Raw genomic sequence first — 15,014 nt, 5'->3', positions numbered from 1 at the left:
AGTGCTTGCCGTATCCGGCGCGGACTGCTGGCCTTTTTTAGGTCTAGATTCGCTGCCGGGTTTTCCCTTGGACTGGCTGCATAGCCATAGGAACGGACAGACCAAGCCCGGAAGTGTACTGGCCATGAGCTTTGTTCGGCCCAGCTCGTTTCATCCCCTCCCCCTCTCTCGCTGACGATCGAGACGAGCAGACATCCTGTCCGAGGCGCGCGTCGTCACCAGCTGCACAGATGCTACCACCCACGAGTCGGGGAAGCAGGGTCTTTTCTCGGTTGCGTATAACGAAGTACTTGGCCAGCCCCTTCCCCAGCCTGCATCGTGCGCTACAGGACCACCGGTGAAGACAAGCCGTCGCTCAGAACTCGAACATGGGCTCACGATGAATGTCGACCCCGCTTAGGCCCGCTGGATCATTGAGCAAGTCGTGAGATGTCCGGATTAAAGTCTAAACCCGACTCCGCTCGATAGGCCGAATACGCCTGCTGTGGACCAAGAGCTGACCCGTTCGCTGCCGCAGGCGTCCGCAGGTGATTAGCTTGAACAAAGAAACGACGGGCGCCTCGCTATCGGGGCACCCGTCGAAGTTAATCAACCGAAGCTCAATTTACTTGGCGATTGCAGCCTGGGCTGCAGCGATCTTCGCTTTCACAGCCTCAAGATTAAAACTCGCGCCTTTCTGCATCGGCGGAAACTCAATCGCGGTCATCGCCAGCTTTTCAACCTGTTGTTGGACAAATACGAAGCGCCAGAATTCGTATTTGAACCAGTCGAAATATTGCTGCGCGCCTTCCTTGGTCCCGTTGTTTGGCCACCCCGTGCGCTCAAACGGATCGAGGCGGAGGTTGGTTATGTAGGGTACATCCGGCTTGCTTTTGTCGCCCAGCCAACCGCCAGGCTGGTCGATGAAACGAAACTTGTAGTCATCGATGCGAACCGCGCCGAGCTCGCTTTCGCCGAAGTACCAGATCTCGTGCCTTTTCGACGGCCCCTGGCCGGTGATCATATCCATCTGATTGTAACCATCGAGATGGCACTTGAACGTGGTATCGCCGATCTGTTTGCCCTTCTTCAATTCTTCGGCGATGTTGGAATTGCCCGCGGCAGCAAGAAGTGTCGGGAACCAGTCGAGGCCGGAGATCATGCCATTTTCAACCTTGCCGGCCGGCACCTTTCCCGGCCAGCGGATCATTGCTGGCGCGCGGAAGCCGCCCTCCATCACCGTGCCTTTGCTCTGCGCGAAAGGCGTCTGTCCGCCGTCGGGCCAGGTGAACACTTCGGTGCCGTTGTCGGTCGTGAAGATGACGATGGTGTTGTCGTCGACCCCCATGTCCTTCAGCTTCTTCATGACGATGCCGACGTCATCGTCGAGTTGCGCCATACCAGCTTCATGGATCGTCCAGCCGTTCTTGGAGTTGCGCAACGCCTGATATTTCGGCGACAGATGAGTGACGATGTGCATGCGGGTCGGGTTGAGCCACAGGAAAAACGGCTTGTTCTCAGCCTTCGCCTTGTCGATGAACGCCAGCGAGAAGTCGCGGATTTCGTCGTCCACAGTTTCCATTCGCTTCGGATAGAGCGTTCCGGCGTCCTCGATCTTCTGCTTGCCTACCCTGCCCCAGCGTGGATCTACCGTCGCGTCGTCAACGCTGGTGGCATATGAATGAATCATGTTCCGCGGACCGACGGTGTTCAGCAGATCCTGCGGATAGGCGGGATGTGCCGGATCTTCCATCGCGTCGAGATGATAGAGATAGCCAAAGAATTCGTCGAAGCCGTGAACGGTTGGCAAGAACTCGTTCTTATCACCGAGATGGTTCTTCCCGAATTGGCCGGTCGCGTAGCCCATCCCTTTTAGCGCCTGAGCGATCGTTACCGCCTGCGCCGGCAGGCCAGTGGGAGCGCCGGCTTGGCCAACCGTAGTCATACCGGTGCGTATCGGCAGCTCGCCAGTGATGAAGTTGGCGCGGCCGGCCGTACAACTCGCTTCGGCATAATAGTCGGTGAACAGCATGCCTTCGGCGGCGATCTTGTCCAAATTCGGTGTCCGGCCGGCCATCATGCCGCGGTGATAAGCGCCAAGATTCCAGATGCCGATGTCGTCGCCCATGATGACAACGATGTTGGGCTTCTGTCCGGCGGCCGCAGTTGCGGGCGCTGTCGCCGCCTGCTGCGCCTGGGCAGCGCTCGTCAACCCGACGGCTGCGAGCGCGGAGGCCGCGACCAGAGAGCTGCCGCTTAACAGCAATTCGCGGCGTTTCAATCCTGCGCTGCTCGGCGCGGTAGCGAGTTCTGACTTCTCGGACGCCTTTTTGTCGCTCATGACGAGTTCTTCTCCCTGTTGACCATCCCTAACGGGCGCTAACTCAACTGCACGAAATCACACACCGCAGATCAGATTTTGTGATCCGACATGCTGATGCCGATACTGCACTTTGACTATGTTTCCAGCGATCGACTATGCACAAACGGCAGCCGCTTCGAACACATACGCGTTGAGGGCTCAAAGCCAACAGCCGACATCCTCCGACAGTCGCGGCATATCAGAAGAGCGATGGACGAATGCGACATCGCACCGTTCGCGGTCGAGGGATGAACGTCAGCGTCGCCACACGCTAAAACGTTAGCCTTTCTTTACAAGCGAGGCAGCACACTGGATGATGCCTGGCCTGAAGACATTTTGCTCGTCGGAAGCGCAGAGATAGGCCGACACGACCGCTGGAGTAGCCCATCCGTCGAGAAGCATCAGATGCATCGATGGTGGCAAGCTAGGCGATGGTTACTCATCAGGATTTCGTCCTGGAGATGCACCGGAATCCAACATGGCTCGCCGAAGTATCGATTGGCTCGGCATGGCGGGCTGCCGGGCGATACCGTCGGCAGTAGTTCGGCGCGCACAGATGTGAGCCTCCCTTGAGCACTCTCCTTGGAATGCTGATATTTGGGGTGCGCGGGTCGTAGCTCCCGGCTTCCGCGCCTCCGCGGGGGTTTTGCGGAACGCAACAAGCCTTAGGCGCATCGGCGTCGTGCTTCGACGAATACCAGTCGGCCGTCCACTCCCAGACGTTGCCGATCATGTCATACAGGCCGTATCCATTCGGCGGAAAAGCGGTCACCGGCGAAGTACGTTCGAAGCCGTCAGCCGCGAGGTTCTCATGCGGGAAGTTACCTTGCCAGGTGTTTGCCATGTGATTGCCCGCAGGCGTCAGTTCGTCGCCCCATGCGAACTCCGCCTCGCTCAATCCGCCTCGCGCGGCGAATTCCCACTCGGCTTCGGTCGGCAGATCCTTCCCGGCCCACTTTGCGTATGCTTCTACGTCGCATAATGCGACGTGGACGACGGGATGATCCTCGAGGCCACGGATATTGCTGTGCCGTCCATTGGGCCGCCGCCAGTTGGCCCCGAAGGCGAATGTCCACCACTCGCCCCAGTAACGCAGATCCACGGCCTCTTTGGGCGGAGTGAAGACAAGGGAGCCAGCTTTGAGCATACGCGGCAATGCGTTTGGATAATCCTTCGCTTCTGGAGTTATCTCGGCAAAGGTCACGTAGCCGGTCGCGTTGATAAAGTCGCGGAACTGGCGATTGGTTACAGGGGTCCGGTCCATCCAAAAACCGTCCACGGCGACGCGGTGGGCGGGCGCTTCTTCCGGATAATGCTTGTCCGAGCCCATCCGAAACGTACCGGCCGGGACGCGCACCATCTCTGGATGCGGCGAATCGTCAACAGGGCGCCTGAGATCAAACTGGCGGGCAGAATTCATGTGACTTCCATCTTGACGGTCACTTCAGCAGCAGAGTGCCCGCCCAGCGCCGTGCGCACTATGCGAATTCGGCAGAACCCGCAAACCCGCGAAGAGAAAAAAGCCTTAGCTACGAACTCGAAAGGCCAGGATTACCAATCCCGCCCCCTGAATAAGGAGGAGCGCACCAAAGACAACCGGCACCGCCAATGCGGCTGCTATCGGGGACCCTAATAGCAGAAGACCAACCAGGCCGTTGATCGCTCCCAGGATAAGCGGCCCGATGCCACCACCCTTGAGGCCGGCAATGATCTGCAATGCACCCATGACCAGTCCTTGAACACCCAGAATGAGCACAAGCACCGTCGGCACAGTCAATGCGGCGACGAGCGGGTGCCGTAGTACGAAAAGGCCCGCGAGAACGCCGACGACCCCGCTGAGCAACGACCATATCCATGGGGTTGAGCGATCGACAAAGACTTGGACGAATGCAAGCAAGCCCGTTATGAGCCAGTAAGATCCCAAAAACGTTGTGAGCGCGAGGATCGTCGCACCGGGCTGGGTGACAAGCATAAGGCCCAGGATGACACCGGCAAAACCTTGCAGGAGGAAAACCCACCAGATGCTGGACTGCTGTGGCAGGACGGCGATGTTCGTCATGACCTAACCTCCCGAGATTTGCTAATTGTTGGCCGGCGGTAGCCTGAGCTTCTCCATCGCTTGTTCGACGGAGAAAGAACCCGGTCGTTGCCGAGGCGGAAATTGCGCGAAAGTTGCTAGATGCTGCCCCACAATGGCCTGCGCGGGCACGACCACGAACGCGTGCTCGATAAACGATCGGACATAGTCGCCGGATTCATGTTGGGCGCGCTCGAACGGATCGGAGCGCAAGTTGAACAGCATGGGGAGGCGGAGCTGAACCATCGGTTGTTGCCAGACGCTGAAACCTTCGGCCTTTTGCTCGAGAAAAACTGCCTTCCACTGCTCGAAGCGAAGCCCGGCAAGGTCACCGTCATCGGTCCAGTAAAAAAATTCTCGACATTTGTCGGGACCCTTTCCCGCCAGCAGGTCGCGTTGATCATAGCCGTCAAGATGAACCTTGAAGTTCTGGCCCCCCGCGTCATAGCCTTGGAGCAGCTTTTCCTTGATCGCGGGCTCGCCGGCCGCCGCGACCAGTGTCGTCGCCCAATCCTCCGCGGAGAAAATTTCGTTGATCTCGGTTTTCGCCGGGACGAGGCCGGGCCAACGGATCATCGCGGGGACTCGATAACCGCCTTCCGAGTTGGTGTTCTTTTCGCCTTTGAACGGAGTGGTCCCGCCATCGGGCCAGCTGAAAGTTTCAGCGCCGTTGTCGGTCGTGTAGATCACGATCGTGTTGTTGGAAATGCCGAGATCGTCGAGTTTCTTCAGGAGTTGGCCAACCTGCCCGTCGTGTTCGACCATACCATCTGGATAGATGCCTAGTCCGGTCTTGCCTTGCGATTCCGGCTTGAGACGAGTCCAGATATGCATACGGCTGGGATTGAACCAAACGAAGAACGGTTTCTTGTCTCGATTGGCGCGATCGATGAAATCTGTTGATGCTTTGAGAAATTCGTCGTCGATCGTCTCCATGCGGTTCTTGGTGAGGGGACCGTTGTCCTCACACTTCTGTTTGCCAAGAGGGCCAAAGCGGGGATCGTCGCCTGGGGCCGCAGTTGCGGTCGCAAAACATTTCATTACTCCGCGCGGACCGAACTGCGTTCGGAACGATGGATTAGTTGGATAGTCCGCATGCTCGGGTTCGTCCTCTGCATTTAGATGTAGAGGTTTCCGAAGAACTCATCGAAGCCGTGCACGGTCGGCAAAAATTCGTTGCGGTCGCCCAGATGATTCTTCCCGAACTGGGCGGTCGCGTATCCCTGTGGTTTCAAGAGTTCGGCAATGGTTGGATCTTTCGCGGAGATACCTCCCTTGGCTGCAGGCAGCCCAACTTTCAAAAGGCCCGTACGGAGCGGACTCTGTCCGGTGATGAAAGCAGCACGACCGGCCGTACCGGACTGTTGCCCATAATAGTCAGTGAAAATTGCGCCCTCGTTGGCGATACGATCGATGTTCGGCGTCCGATATCCCATCATGCCCCGGTTGTATGCACTGATGTTCCAGTAACCGATGTCATCAGCCATAATGACGAGAATGTTCGGCTTCTGCGGCTGTTGCGCTCGAACAGGAGTATTGACGGCGGCCAAGGCGGCGAGTGCGACCAGGCTTGGTCGAATGATCTTGCTGAAGCCCATTTTACGTCCCTGCGATTGCCGGCATTCTGAAACATGCGGCCGGCCCTTCGCGCGAGGCCGCCAATTGTGTTTCAGTCGAGCACTAACCGTTCGCTAGTCGCTGCGTCCGGCAGCTTGGCCTGCTTGAGCTGCTAGATCACATGGTCAAGATTGTAGCTTGCCGGAGCCTCGACCGGGGCGGTTTTACGTTCCCTTGGTCTTCATAGCTCTGGCTCCTAGAATTTTTTTGCGCTGCCTAACGCCAGACCTCTCCAAACGCCGGGGGTAGTTGCAGAAGCGAACAGGAGCTGCCTACTCACTAACCTCCGGTCTCCGTCTAACTTAGTCTGTCCGAAGTCCCTCAGACCGCGCTATGCGAATTCGGCACAGCGGTTATAATTTACTCCTCCTTGCTGGAAACGCGGCGCAACGTTGATGACGGCGTTTCTCCGAATACGTCGCGGTAAGCTACTGCGAAACGCCCGAGTTCGGTAAAGTGATGATTTCTGGCAATTTCTGAAACACTGGCAGATGCCGGATCAGCGTCACGCAATGCGGATCGCGCTCTGTTCAAACGCCGCAATAGGTAGTAGCGGCTTGGACTGACGCCTAAAAATTCTGCACAACAAAGTCGCAACGTACGCTCCGGCACCCCGATTGTTGTGCAGAGCTCCGACAGGTTCAAATGAGGCTCCGTTACTCGAGCCAAGCATTCCTCGAATCTAACCATGATCTCTGAGTGGCGCCGCCTTGAGTTGGACGGCCTGTCGGCATTCCGGGTCGACAAGCATATGACGAGCGCGTCGAGCAACTCGCGCTCGATCGAAGCGGCGCAGGCTTTTAAGAAGAACTCTCCTGCCGTTTCAGCGACGTCGCACAGTTTCGAAATCAGGCTCAACAAAACTTTGGTGGCTTCATCTGCAGGCATCACGACGCAGTCGTCAGATGGCGCTCTGAGACTTTCACCGGTCAAAGCTTTGCTGTATGCGGCAAGCTCGTCTGACGGCAGGGATATCACTCCCCAGCCCCCTTCTCTGGTCGTTCGCTGGTGCGTCCTCTGCCCGAGGGAATGGAAAACCAGATCGCCAAAATCTAAACCAACCCCACAGCAGAACATACTGAGCATCCTGTTTGTAGAGAACGAGATGTGCACATGGGCTTGCGGCAAGGAAAGGAAAGCGATGCGTGGAAGGTTCTCTTTTGCCCTCAGCAGATGCAGGCAACCGATGTTCAGGTGGGTTAGTTGTCCCTTGAACTCACCATTGGCTGTAACAAAGAACTCGACCTTTCCAGTTCCAATCGCCGCACTATAGGTGTCGGGACTAACGAAGATCGCCGTTCCATTCTGGATCATCGAATCGTCTCGTTCGAGGATGGCCGCCGCGCCGCGGGCCCGTGAGGCTGCAGTTTGGTTGATTGACGACGATCCGCCTATGCAGGTTCGGAAGCCGATTGCACTGCTTCGCAACTTCTGACGCCCTGACGGCCAGCGCTAGGCACTCGTCCTTTGCTCCGAGTGTTGCGCCGATACATCAACCACCCACAGTTTGTGGTTCTTGCCGATTTTGCATAGCTTAAGGCCAAACCGCAGATAGCATGGGTTAAGCAGGTATCGAGGAGCGGGCAGATGCGGCGTGATCGTTCGATCAGGGGCTTTCAGCTCGGTGCCGGTGCGATCTGTGCGATGCTAATCCTCACCACATACGAGTCCCGCGCCGACGAAAGCGGCATCTCGTTCTGGCTGCCTGGGCAAGTCAACAGTCTGCCGGCGGCCCCGCAGAGCGCCCCGGGCTGGTCAATGGGAGCGGTCTATTATCACACGAGTGTTGCAGCTTCCGGTTCCGTCGCTGCGGCAAGAGAGATTCAGGTTGGCAGATTCGCGCCGACCGTCAATGTCAGTCTCAGCGCGAGCCTGAATGCGCAAGCCGATCTCTTATTTCTCAACCCAACCTACACTTTCGGCACGCCGGTCCTTGGTGGTCAGTTGGCGATTGGAGTAACCGGCATATTCGGCCGGTCAGCCGCGACCATTGACGGAACACTGACAGCTAACGTGGGCGGACTCGCGGCAACCCGGATGGGGAGTATCGGAGATTCGATTACCTCTGTCGGCGATCTCTACCCGATGATCACGCTCAAATGGAATTCAGGCGTCAACAATTACATGACGTATATAACGGGCGATATTCCGGTCGGCGCCTACGATCCAAGTCGCATCGCGAACCTTGGTATCGGCCACGGAGCGATCGATGCCGGCGGCGGCTACACCTACCTGAACCCGGCTTCCGGCGTGACGATATCCGGCGTTGCGGGGTTTACCTACAATTTCAAGAATCCCGACACTCAGGTGCAAAGCGGGATCGATTTTCATTTCGACTGGAGCACAGCTCAATTTCTTACGAAGCAGGCGTTTGTGGGCTTCGTTGGCTACGCCTATCAGCAAGTCTCAGATGATACTGGCGGAAATCCACTGCTTGGCGGCTTCAGATCCCGCGTTCTTGGCGTGGGGCCCCAGTTCGGATACATCTTTCCGGTAGGCGACATGCAGGGGTACCTAAATATTAAGGTGTATGGGGAATTCAATGCGGCCAACCGGCCGTCTGGTTGGAATACCTGGCTGACGTTTGCAATTTCCCCAACTGCTGCAACAGACGCCAAAGCAACCCGGCATCTCGTGACGAAGTAGTGCCCGCAAAGCCGCCGAGGCCTTCGCCTCTCAACGCGCCTTCCTACTTTCCTTAATCGCTCAATCGAACGAGCTTGCCGGCCATGCCGGACGCATTACCGGGCACTTAACGCCTGAGGCCATCGCGATTTTGACTTGCGTGGCTGCAATTGCCCCTGGGCACGCCGAATGCAGTGCAAATAAAAAGCAGCGCGAGAGAATGAACCGAGTAGAGTTTTCACCGCGCATCGAATGGAAAAATCACTTTCCAGTCTCTTTTCATATTGATCACCGTCCACCCATTTGTAGCGGCCGCGTCCAAAGCAACGTCGAGACGCCCGGAATGCGACTGCCGATCGTAGGCGTACTCGCGTAGTCGACGTGATGAATGAAAGCCCCAAAGCGCAAGCCGTCGCTGATGGCCGTCCATTGAAGCATCTCGAGATCTCCGTCTGAGTTTCCGAATGCGGCAATCGGGCCGGCGGCCTACGGCTTCGTTGAGCAACGGGCTTGCCCACCTTGTCGTCGATGAAGTTCAACTCGGGAAGAAACAGGGTAGGAGTTCCGTCGCGCATCTCGAATCTAGTTTTGATGCATGAGCTAGGACCTGGACGGGAGGACCCCCGTGAACCTTATCTATCCATGGACGCATGTTCGGCGGATCTCGGCAGACCCTGGTTTACCAGCCACCAACGAGGGCGCTCGACATTGCTCAACCTTTCGAACCATGTCTCCCCTATCGGCACGTTCACAAGGAGTTGTCGCAAAATCACTTGATATAAGTTTTCTTCCGGAAGTGCATAGCGCGGCTGACCGTTGAACTTCAGACTGCGGCAAGCCACCGCTATAAGCCAGCTCCAGGCACGATCGCTTTGGAGCGCGAGGACAGCACACTCCATGTGGCCGACTGCAGGATGGTAGGAGTCGCTCATGATCACTGCCCGCTGGCTGGCTATCATTCTCATCCTTGAACATGCGGAGCCGTTAGCAGTCTTCGCCAAAGACGGGCACGAACGAACCGTGACAATCCGCGATACTGGGTCCGCTCAGCGCGTGAGATCTAGCGTCGTCGCTCGACAGGATTTGTTTGATCGGCGCAACCGAAACAACTTTCGCGTAGACTGGCCCAGTCCTCCTGCTCAGCCGGGACAATTCTGAGGAAGCAGAACTTATCGATGAACGACGCTTTCATCCGTGAGGATGAATCAAGTCAGTTCTGTCGCACCCGATCTTGAGCCGCGAAGGCCGATGTCCACGAAGCGAAGCGAGTTGCAGACAGGCCAGTTTGTTGTGATCTCGATGCCGACCACCGCGGACTGCCTTACCACTCCAAAGAGGCCAACATGCGCAAGATGCTCCTTATAGTGACAACAATGCTTTTGGCGGCAGACTCGCATGCCCAGGCACAAACGGACCTCACCGCATACGCCGATGCAAACGGATACATCGACGTCCAAACATTGACCTGCGCCGCGCTCGCGGGCACCTGGCAGGGGGACGCCGATCGGCTCACCACCTGGTATAGCGGCTGGTACAACGGCCTCGCCAAGAAGCATTACTTCAATATCGCGAGATCGAAAGAGCTCGAGCATGAGGTGATCGTCTACTGCAAAGCAAATCCTCAAATACGCATCATTGAGGCCATCGACGTCATGCTCAAGCAAGAGAGGCTCTCGGCCGGATTCAAATGACACTGCTCTCGACCGCATCTTTCTAGATTCACGAGGTGGAGCACGTGGTCTTTGCGACAGCCTTCGTCCCCAGATTCCGCGTCAGAATTGATGGGCGGGAGAAAATTACCCTTCCGATCGCCGGAATTGCATAGTCAAACGCATAGTGCTGTTCCATGGTCGTCCCGAGCGTCGGGACGCCTTACGCAAATTGTGGAAGAGTACGTCCGAAGACGTCGACAACAAGGGGGCGATATGACGAGCAAGACCAAGACTGCTGCGCTCGCAGGATTGTTGGGCGTTTCCGTCGCGTTCACAGGGATCGCCGGCGCGTTTGGGCAGGCTGCTCCAACATCATCCTCAATGAAAACGATCGGCACTCCTGCCGCGGCCGTCAAACCAGAAATCGTCCCGTCGCTCTTCGTGATGAACTCCCGCGGCGCGACGCTTCAGGGAGATAATCTCGTTCTGACTGGCGTCACGCCGAGCTCGATTATTTTCGCCGATCGCCCAATACGAGCTGCCGGTCACCAGGCGACCGCCGACGTGATCGCAGAATGGGGATCAGGAGAGGACAGCTTCGCCAAGAACCCGCCCAATGCGACAGTGTCCGTCATAGCGAAGGACGGCTCAGTGAAGGATGCGGTCGTGGTGCTGAAGAACCCGAAGCTCGAGGGTGACAAGCTGACTTTCACCGTGCAGACGCTGGAAGGTGATCTCGCCGGCGCCGACGGAGCGGCAGCGATCTTTATCGATATTATCGGGCGACCGCTGACGCCGCTGTCGTTTGCCGGAGTTGCTCGCCGTTCAGCATTCCGCGGCGCAATGTACGCGGGCGCCGCAGGGGCTGCCGCATATGGGGCGGCCGCTTATGCCGCACCCTACTATCGTTCGTATCCGCCCCCTCCGGCCTGCGGCTACTACCCCTACCCGCCTTGCTATTGAAGACGCACTACCGAGAACAAACCCTCTTTCCTTCGGAGCTCGGCTCCCATTGCCGCAGCCGCGGAATCCTGACAACCGCTCGGCTTCCCCGAATGCTCCTCACGAATTCCGTCAAAAGACTGGACGGCTTCAACTCATAAGGACCAGCTCATGTGGCGTTTAGCACGTGTCGCTCTCCTCGCCACCGCGACCGGCGCCGTTAGCGCATCGGCATCTGCTGCCGACCTCCCGGGTCGAGTGGAGCCACTCGCGCCGATCGCCTATGCGCCTGCGTTTTCATGGAGCGGCTTCTACGTTGGTGGAGAGTTGGGGTGGATACAAACGAACCCGCAATATACGACCGGCGCACTATTGCCCGGGACTCCATTCCTGCTCACATCCGGCTCGCGTAAGGATGGCCTGACCTATGGAATTCTCACTGGCTACAACTACCAAGCGGGTCAGTTTGTGTTGGGCGTGGAAGGCGATTTTCAGGGATGGACGGTCGGCGCTATACGCTACACCGCCATCACCGGCGATTTCCTTACGGCGCATAGCAAATGGGGCGGCTCGATACGTGGCCGGCTCGGCTACGCTGCCGACCGCGCCCTGCTCTATGTGACGGGTGGAGCGGCGTTCGCATTCATCGAGACCTCGATTCCCTTTACCGGCATTTCAGTCGGCGGCGACGGCACGCGCGTGGGCTGGACGGTCGGCGCCGGGCTGGACTACGCCATCACAAACAACTGGTTCACGGGCCTTGAGTATCGCTACTCGCAGTATCAATCCAGATCCTTGGTGTATCCGATTCCAGTTCTCAATCTTGGAATCATCGGGCTTAAGCAAGAGCTGAGCAACAACCAGGTCACGGCTCGCCTTGGCTATAAGTTCTGAATCGTTTTTGAACCTGGCTAAGCCATCGAGTATTAACAGCAGCGCGGGATTTCATCATGCTCAAACATATAGGCACGCTGTTGCTGGTGGGGCTCGCCGCGGTCTTTGTATCACCTGCGTTTGCCCAGCAGCCACCTCCCGGAGTTAGCGTGGGTACCCTCACGTGCAAAATGGCACCTTCCATCGGCTTGATCTTTGGATCCCGCCAGCGAATGGCATGCCGCTTCGCACCCAATGGCCCTTATCCACCCGAAGCGTATCTTGGTGTAATGGGCACTATCGGGATCGATATCGGGATCACGGCAGGCGGCGCGATGGCGTGGGGAGTCTTTGCACCCACAGCAGGTCCACGCCGCGGAGCGCTATCCGGCACGTATGTGGGCGCGAGTGGTGCCGTTGGCGTCGGCGTCGGGGTCGGCGCCAATCTGCTGTTCGGTGGAACGGGGCGTTCGATCGCCTTGCAGCCGCTCTCCCTCGAGGGCTCGCTCGGGATCAATTTGTCGCTTGGAGTTTCAAGCCTCACGCTGTCATTGGCGCAATGAATTACCGGCAAAGAACATCCCTCAACTTTCATCACGAGCCTGCAGCCAGTTCAATGCAAGCAGGGTTCGGAGCCAGTCATCAGAGGACGTATCGATGAGAATGATAGTCAGATCAATCATCATCCTTGGGGCTCTCCTGTGCCTGACCATTTCGTCGATTGGCAACGCCTCCGCGCAGACTGACGTCGGAAAGGCCCTTTTGGAAAAGCTGACCGCCAGGGTGGCGAAGCTTGAGAGCGCCTGCGCAAGCGATATCAAAAAGTACTGCAAAACAGTAACGCCTGGTGAAGGGCGCATGATTTATTGTATGCAAGCCCATGAAGACAAGATCAGCCCTAAATGCGCGTTTGAACTTGGGGAAGCGGCGACGAGCGTGCAAACGACGGCGGACATTCTGAAAGACGCCGTGATTGCGTGCAAAGCCGAGATAACCGGAACATGCGGAAAAATAGTGCCCGGCCAAGGTCGAATAGCCGCTTGTCTGCTGTCTAATAAATCGACAGCGTCTGCGAGTTGCGTGGAAGCCATTCAGAGGGTCGAGACCATGTCGTCTCAATAGCACATCGTCGATCAAAGCGCAGAAGCACTTCCGTGTCCGACAACGAACCGGAGAAACGACCCGAGCTCTTTTTGCTCTCGCACCGAACCGTTCGGGCTGTTCAGAATTCCAATGGCGCGAGACGAAACCGACTATTGAAGATTAGACAAGTCAGTATTGGTTTGCTGGGAATGGAAACCGTACCTACCCGGCACACGATCAATACACCTTTCCAAGAACCAGCTTCTTAAGCCGCGCCAAGCCCCCGTAACACTCCGCCAATTCCAAAAGCTTCCGTCTTTGCGGTCCATCCTGCATGCTTGCGGCGTCTCGAATCAGGATTTGCGAGAGTTCGTCGCACTCCTCCAAAGTCAGATGTTGATCTTCGATCGAGGGTCTGACGTTTATCGATGTGTTCACGCTGGCTACCCTTCTGGCGGTGCTCGCGATTAAGCCATCGAGGGGAAGCTTGCGCTATAACATGGGATAAACTTCGTTCATCCTTCTCGGTGGCGGTTCCCCGTGGAGCAACGTGCACGAGTTCTGAATGCTCGTTGCCGTGACAATGCCGGCTTTGCATAGGCTGAACCGACATACTTATTAAGGTGATTAAGGTGAGCTCGCCCAAGCTCGGATGCGTGCGTCGACGCCCCTTCTCCGCAACGACAAGCAAGATGAGGGGCACAACAGATCGCCTACACGTCCAACTTCGATTGGGGATTGTGCAAGGAGACGTCTTTAGCTGAACAACTTGGAAGGTCGGTGGCGGACTTGCAGTTTTGTTTTGCATCACACACTGCGCCTTTGGACCTGAACCTGCCGGTTTTGCATAGACCAAAGCCACAACAGGATACAAACTGCGGAGGAGCTGTTCACGGAGCAACTCTAACCGGGGGTGCCATGATGCCGATCTCAATTTCGATGATGATCCTGGGTGCGCAACTGCTTGTCCCAGTAGCCGATAACGTGCCGAAGTTCGACATGGCCCGGAGCTGCAAGCTCGACCTTGCAGCTACAGCCGGGCTCTCGGTCGGTCAGTCTCTCAAGAGTTGCGTCAATGATGAGCAAAAGGCGCGACGCCAGCTTAGTGCGCTCTGGACGAAAATGTCAGTGACGCAGAGAGAAAGCTGCGCTGGCCAGGAGGCCGTGGGTGGTACGCCGAGCTACGTCAGTTTGCTGACGTGCCTCCAAATGGATCAGTGGGTCCTCAAACCCTGATCTTCACATAGCGCTTCCCACGTATTGGTCCACATAGGACCTGACAAGTCGGCTATCACTGCGGTTGGTTTGACCATCAGTACCAAAAGCGGTTCTCTGCTGGTGAGATCGGACGCATCCGGCTAGACCGCGATAAGGGCTGAATTCTTCTTTCGAATTTCAAGGATGCCAAGATGCAAGCAACTCAATTGGCGGTGAGCGTAGCCATGCTGATGACAATGGTCGGGCCAAGCTATGCCGCAGAACAGCAATTCTTGTGCAAGGGTCAACTCGTTCAACAGATGCCAGATCCGGCAATTCAACCAAAACCAATCGACTTGAACGTCACTCTGGGCGGCAAGGACAAGTTGTTGCTGATCGTTGGGAACGACAAACTCGCTACTCGTGTTACCAGCAACAACAAGATCCAGCTCAAGTTTGTGAGAAAGGAATTCGTTGGAGAATACTTCCACTATACGGGCGACATGTTTCTTATCTACAATTCCGGACCTCTCGCGCGGCTCAGTTGCGCGGCCTCCTAATTCCAAATTCATTTTCCCCATTTGGAGAAGGTCAAGAAGGATGTCCC

Annotated in this window: 12 protein-coding genes and 2 pseudogenes; 8 read left to right on the top strand and 6 right to left on the bottom strand. The window is 56.9% G+C overall.

Annotated features, from left to right (window positions below; all coding sequences use genetic code 11):
* Positions 1-604 precede the first annotated feature (604 nt).
* The 5 genes and pseudogenes from ACVIN2_RS28775 to ACVIN2_RS28755 form a co-directional block, all read right to left on the bottom strand.
* Positions 605-2,320: an arylsulfatase gene (locus tag ACVIN2_RS28775; protein WP_456768161.1), complete on the bottom strand. Its 1,716-nt coding sequence runs from the start codon at positions 2,318-2,320 to the stop codon at positions 605-607.
* A 463-nt stretch (positions 2,321-2,783) separates the two neighbouring features.
* Positions 2,784-3,761 (bottom strand): formylglycine-generating enzyme family protein, encoded by a 978-nt coding sequence (locus tag ACVIN2_RS28770; RefSeq protein WP_456768160.1) that lies wholly within the window; start codon positions 3,759-3,761, stop codon positions 2,784-2,786.
* 105 nt (positions 3,762-3,866) lie between these two features.
* A complete protein-coding gene (locus ACVIN2_RS28765) occupies positions 3,867-4,400 on the bottom strand; it encodes an HdeD family acid-resistance protein (protein WP_456768159.1) in 534 nt (177 codons plus the stop codon).
* Positions 4,401-4,421: 21 nt separating this feature from the next.
* Positions 4,422-6,016 (bottom strand): annotated as a pseudogene (locus tag ACVIN2_RS28760) (arylsulfatase).
* A gap of 379 nt (positions 6,017-6,395) precedes the next feature.
* Positions 6,396-7,349, bottom strand: coding sequence for a helix-turn-helix transcriptional regulator (locus ACVIN2_RS28755; protein ID WP_456768158.1), 954 nt, complete (start codon positions 7,347-7,349; stop codon positions 6,396-6,398).
* Between the two features lie 273 nt (positions 7,350-7,622).
* Between ACVIN2_RS28755 and ACVIN2_RS28750 the strand changes: the two genes are divergently transcribed.
* Positions 7,623-8,681, top strand: coding sequence for a SphA family protein (locus ACVIN2_RS28750; protein WP_456768157.1), 1,059 nt, complete (start codon positions 7,623-7,625; stop codon positions 8,679-8,681).
* A gap of 217 nt (positions 8,682-8,898) precedes the next feature.
* Here ACVIN2_RS28750 and ACVIN2_RS28745 read toward each other — a convergent pair.
* Positions 8,899-9,312 (bottom strand): annotated as a pseudogene (locus ACVIN2_RS28745) (haloacid dehalogenase-like hydrolase); the annotation flags it as partial.
* 691 nt (positions 9,313-10,003) lie between these two features.
* On the opposite strand from ACVIN2_RS28745, the gene ACVIN2_RS28740 reads away from it, so the two are divergent.
* The 7 genes from ACVIN2_RS28740 (at position 10,004) to ACVIN2_RS28710 (ending at position 14,967) form a co-directional block, all read left to right on the top strand.
* On the top strand, positions 10,004-10,351 hold the full coding sequence (locus ACVIN2_RS28740) for an HdeA/HdeB family chaperone (protein ID WP_456768156.1): 348 nt from the start codon (positions 10,004-10,006) through the stop codon (positions 10,349-10,351).
* Positions 10,352-10,585: 234 nt separating this feature from the next.
* Positions 10,586-11,275, top strand: coding sequence for a hypothetical protein (locus ACVIN2_RS28735; protein WP_456768155.1), 690 nt, complete (start codon positions 10,586-10,588; stop codon positions 11,273-11,275).
* Positions 11,276-11,425: 150 nt separating this feature from the next.
* Positions 11,426-12,148 (top strand): outer membrane protein, encoded by a 723-nt coding sequence (locus tag ACVIN2_RS28730; RefSeq protein ID WP_456768154.1) that lies wholly within the window; start codon positions 11,426-11,428, stop codon positions 12,146-12,148.
* 56 nt (positions 12,149-12,204) lie between these two features.
* Positions 12,205-12,690 carry a DUF992 domain-containing protein gene (locus ACVIN2_RS28725; RefSeq protein ID WP_456768153.1) on the top strand — a complete coding sequence of 162 codons (486 nt, stop codon included), beginning with the start codon at positions 12,205-12,207 and terminating at the stop codon, positions 12,688-12,690.
* 94 nt (positions 12,691-12,784) lie between these two features.
* The gene (locus ACVIN2_RS28720; RefSeq protein WP_456768152.1) at positions 12,785-13,249 is read left to right on the top strand and encodes a cysteine rich repeat-containing protein; all 465 of its coding nucleotides are present in this window, start codon (positions 12,785-12,787) and stop codon (positions 13,247-13,249) included.
* Positions 13,250-14,128: 879 nt separating this feature from the next.
* The gene (locus tag ACVIN2_RS28715) at positions 14,129-14,446 is read left to right on the top strand and encodes a hypothetical protein (RefSeq protein ID WP_456768151.1); all 318 of its coding nucleotides are present in this window, start codon (positions 14,129-14,131) and stop codon (positions 14,444-14,446) included.
* 173 nt (positions 14,447-14,619) lie between these two features.
* Positions 14,620-14,967 carry a hypothetical protein gene (locus ACVIN2_RS28710; protein ID WP_456768150.1) on the top strand — a complete coding sequence of 116 codons (348 nt, stop codon included), beginning with the start codon at positions 14,620-14,622 and terminating at the stop codon, positions 14,965-14,967.
* Positions 14,968-15,014: the final 47 nt, after the last annotated feature.

Source organism: Bradyrhizobium sp. USDA 3650, from assembly GCF_054057395.1.
The sequence above is the reverse complement of the archived record's forward strand: the minus strand, read 5'-3'. Positions and strand labels throughout refer to the sequence as shown.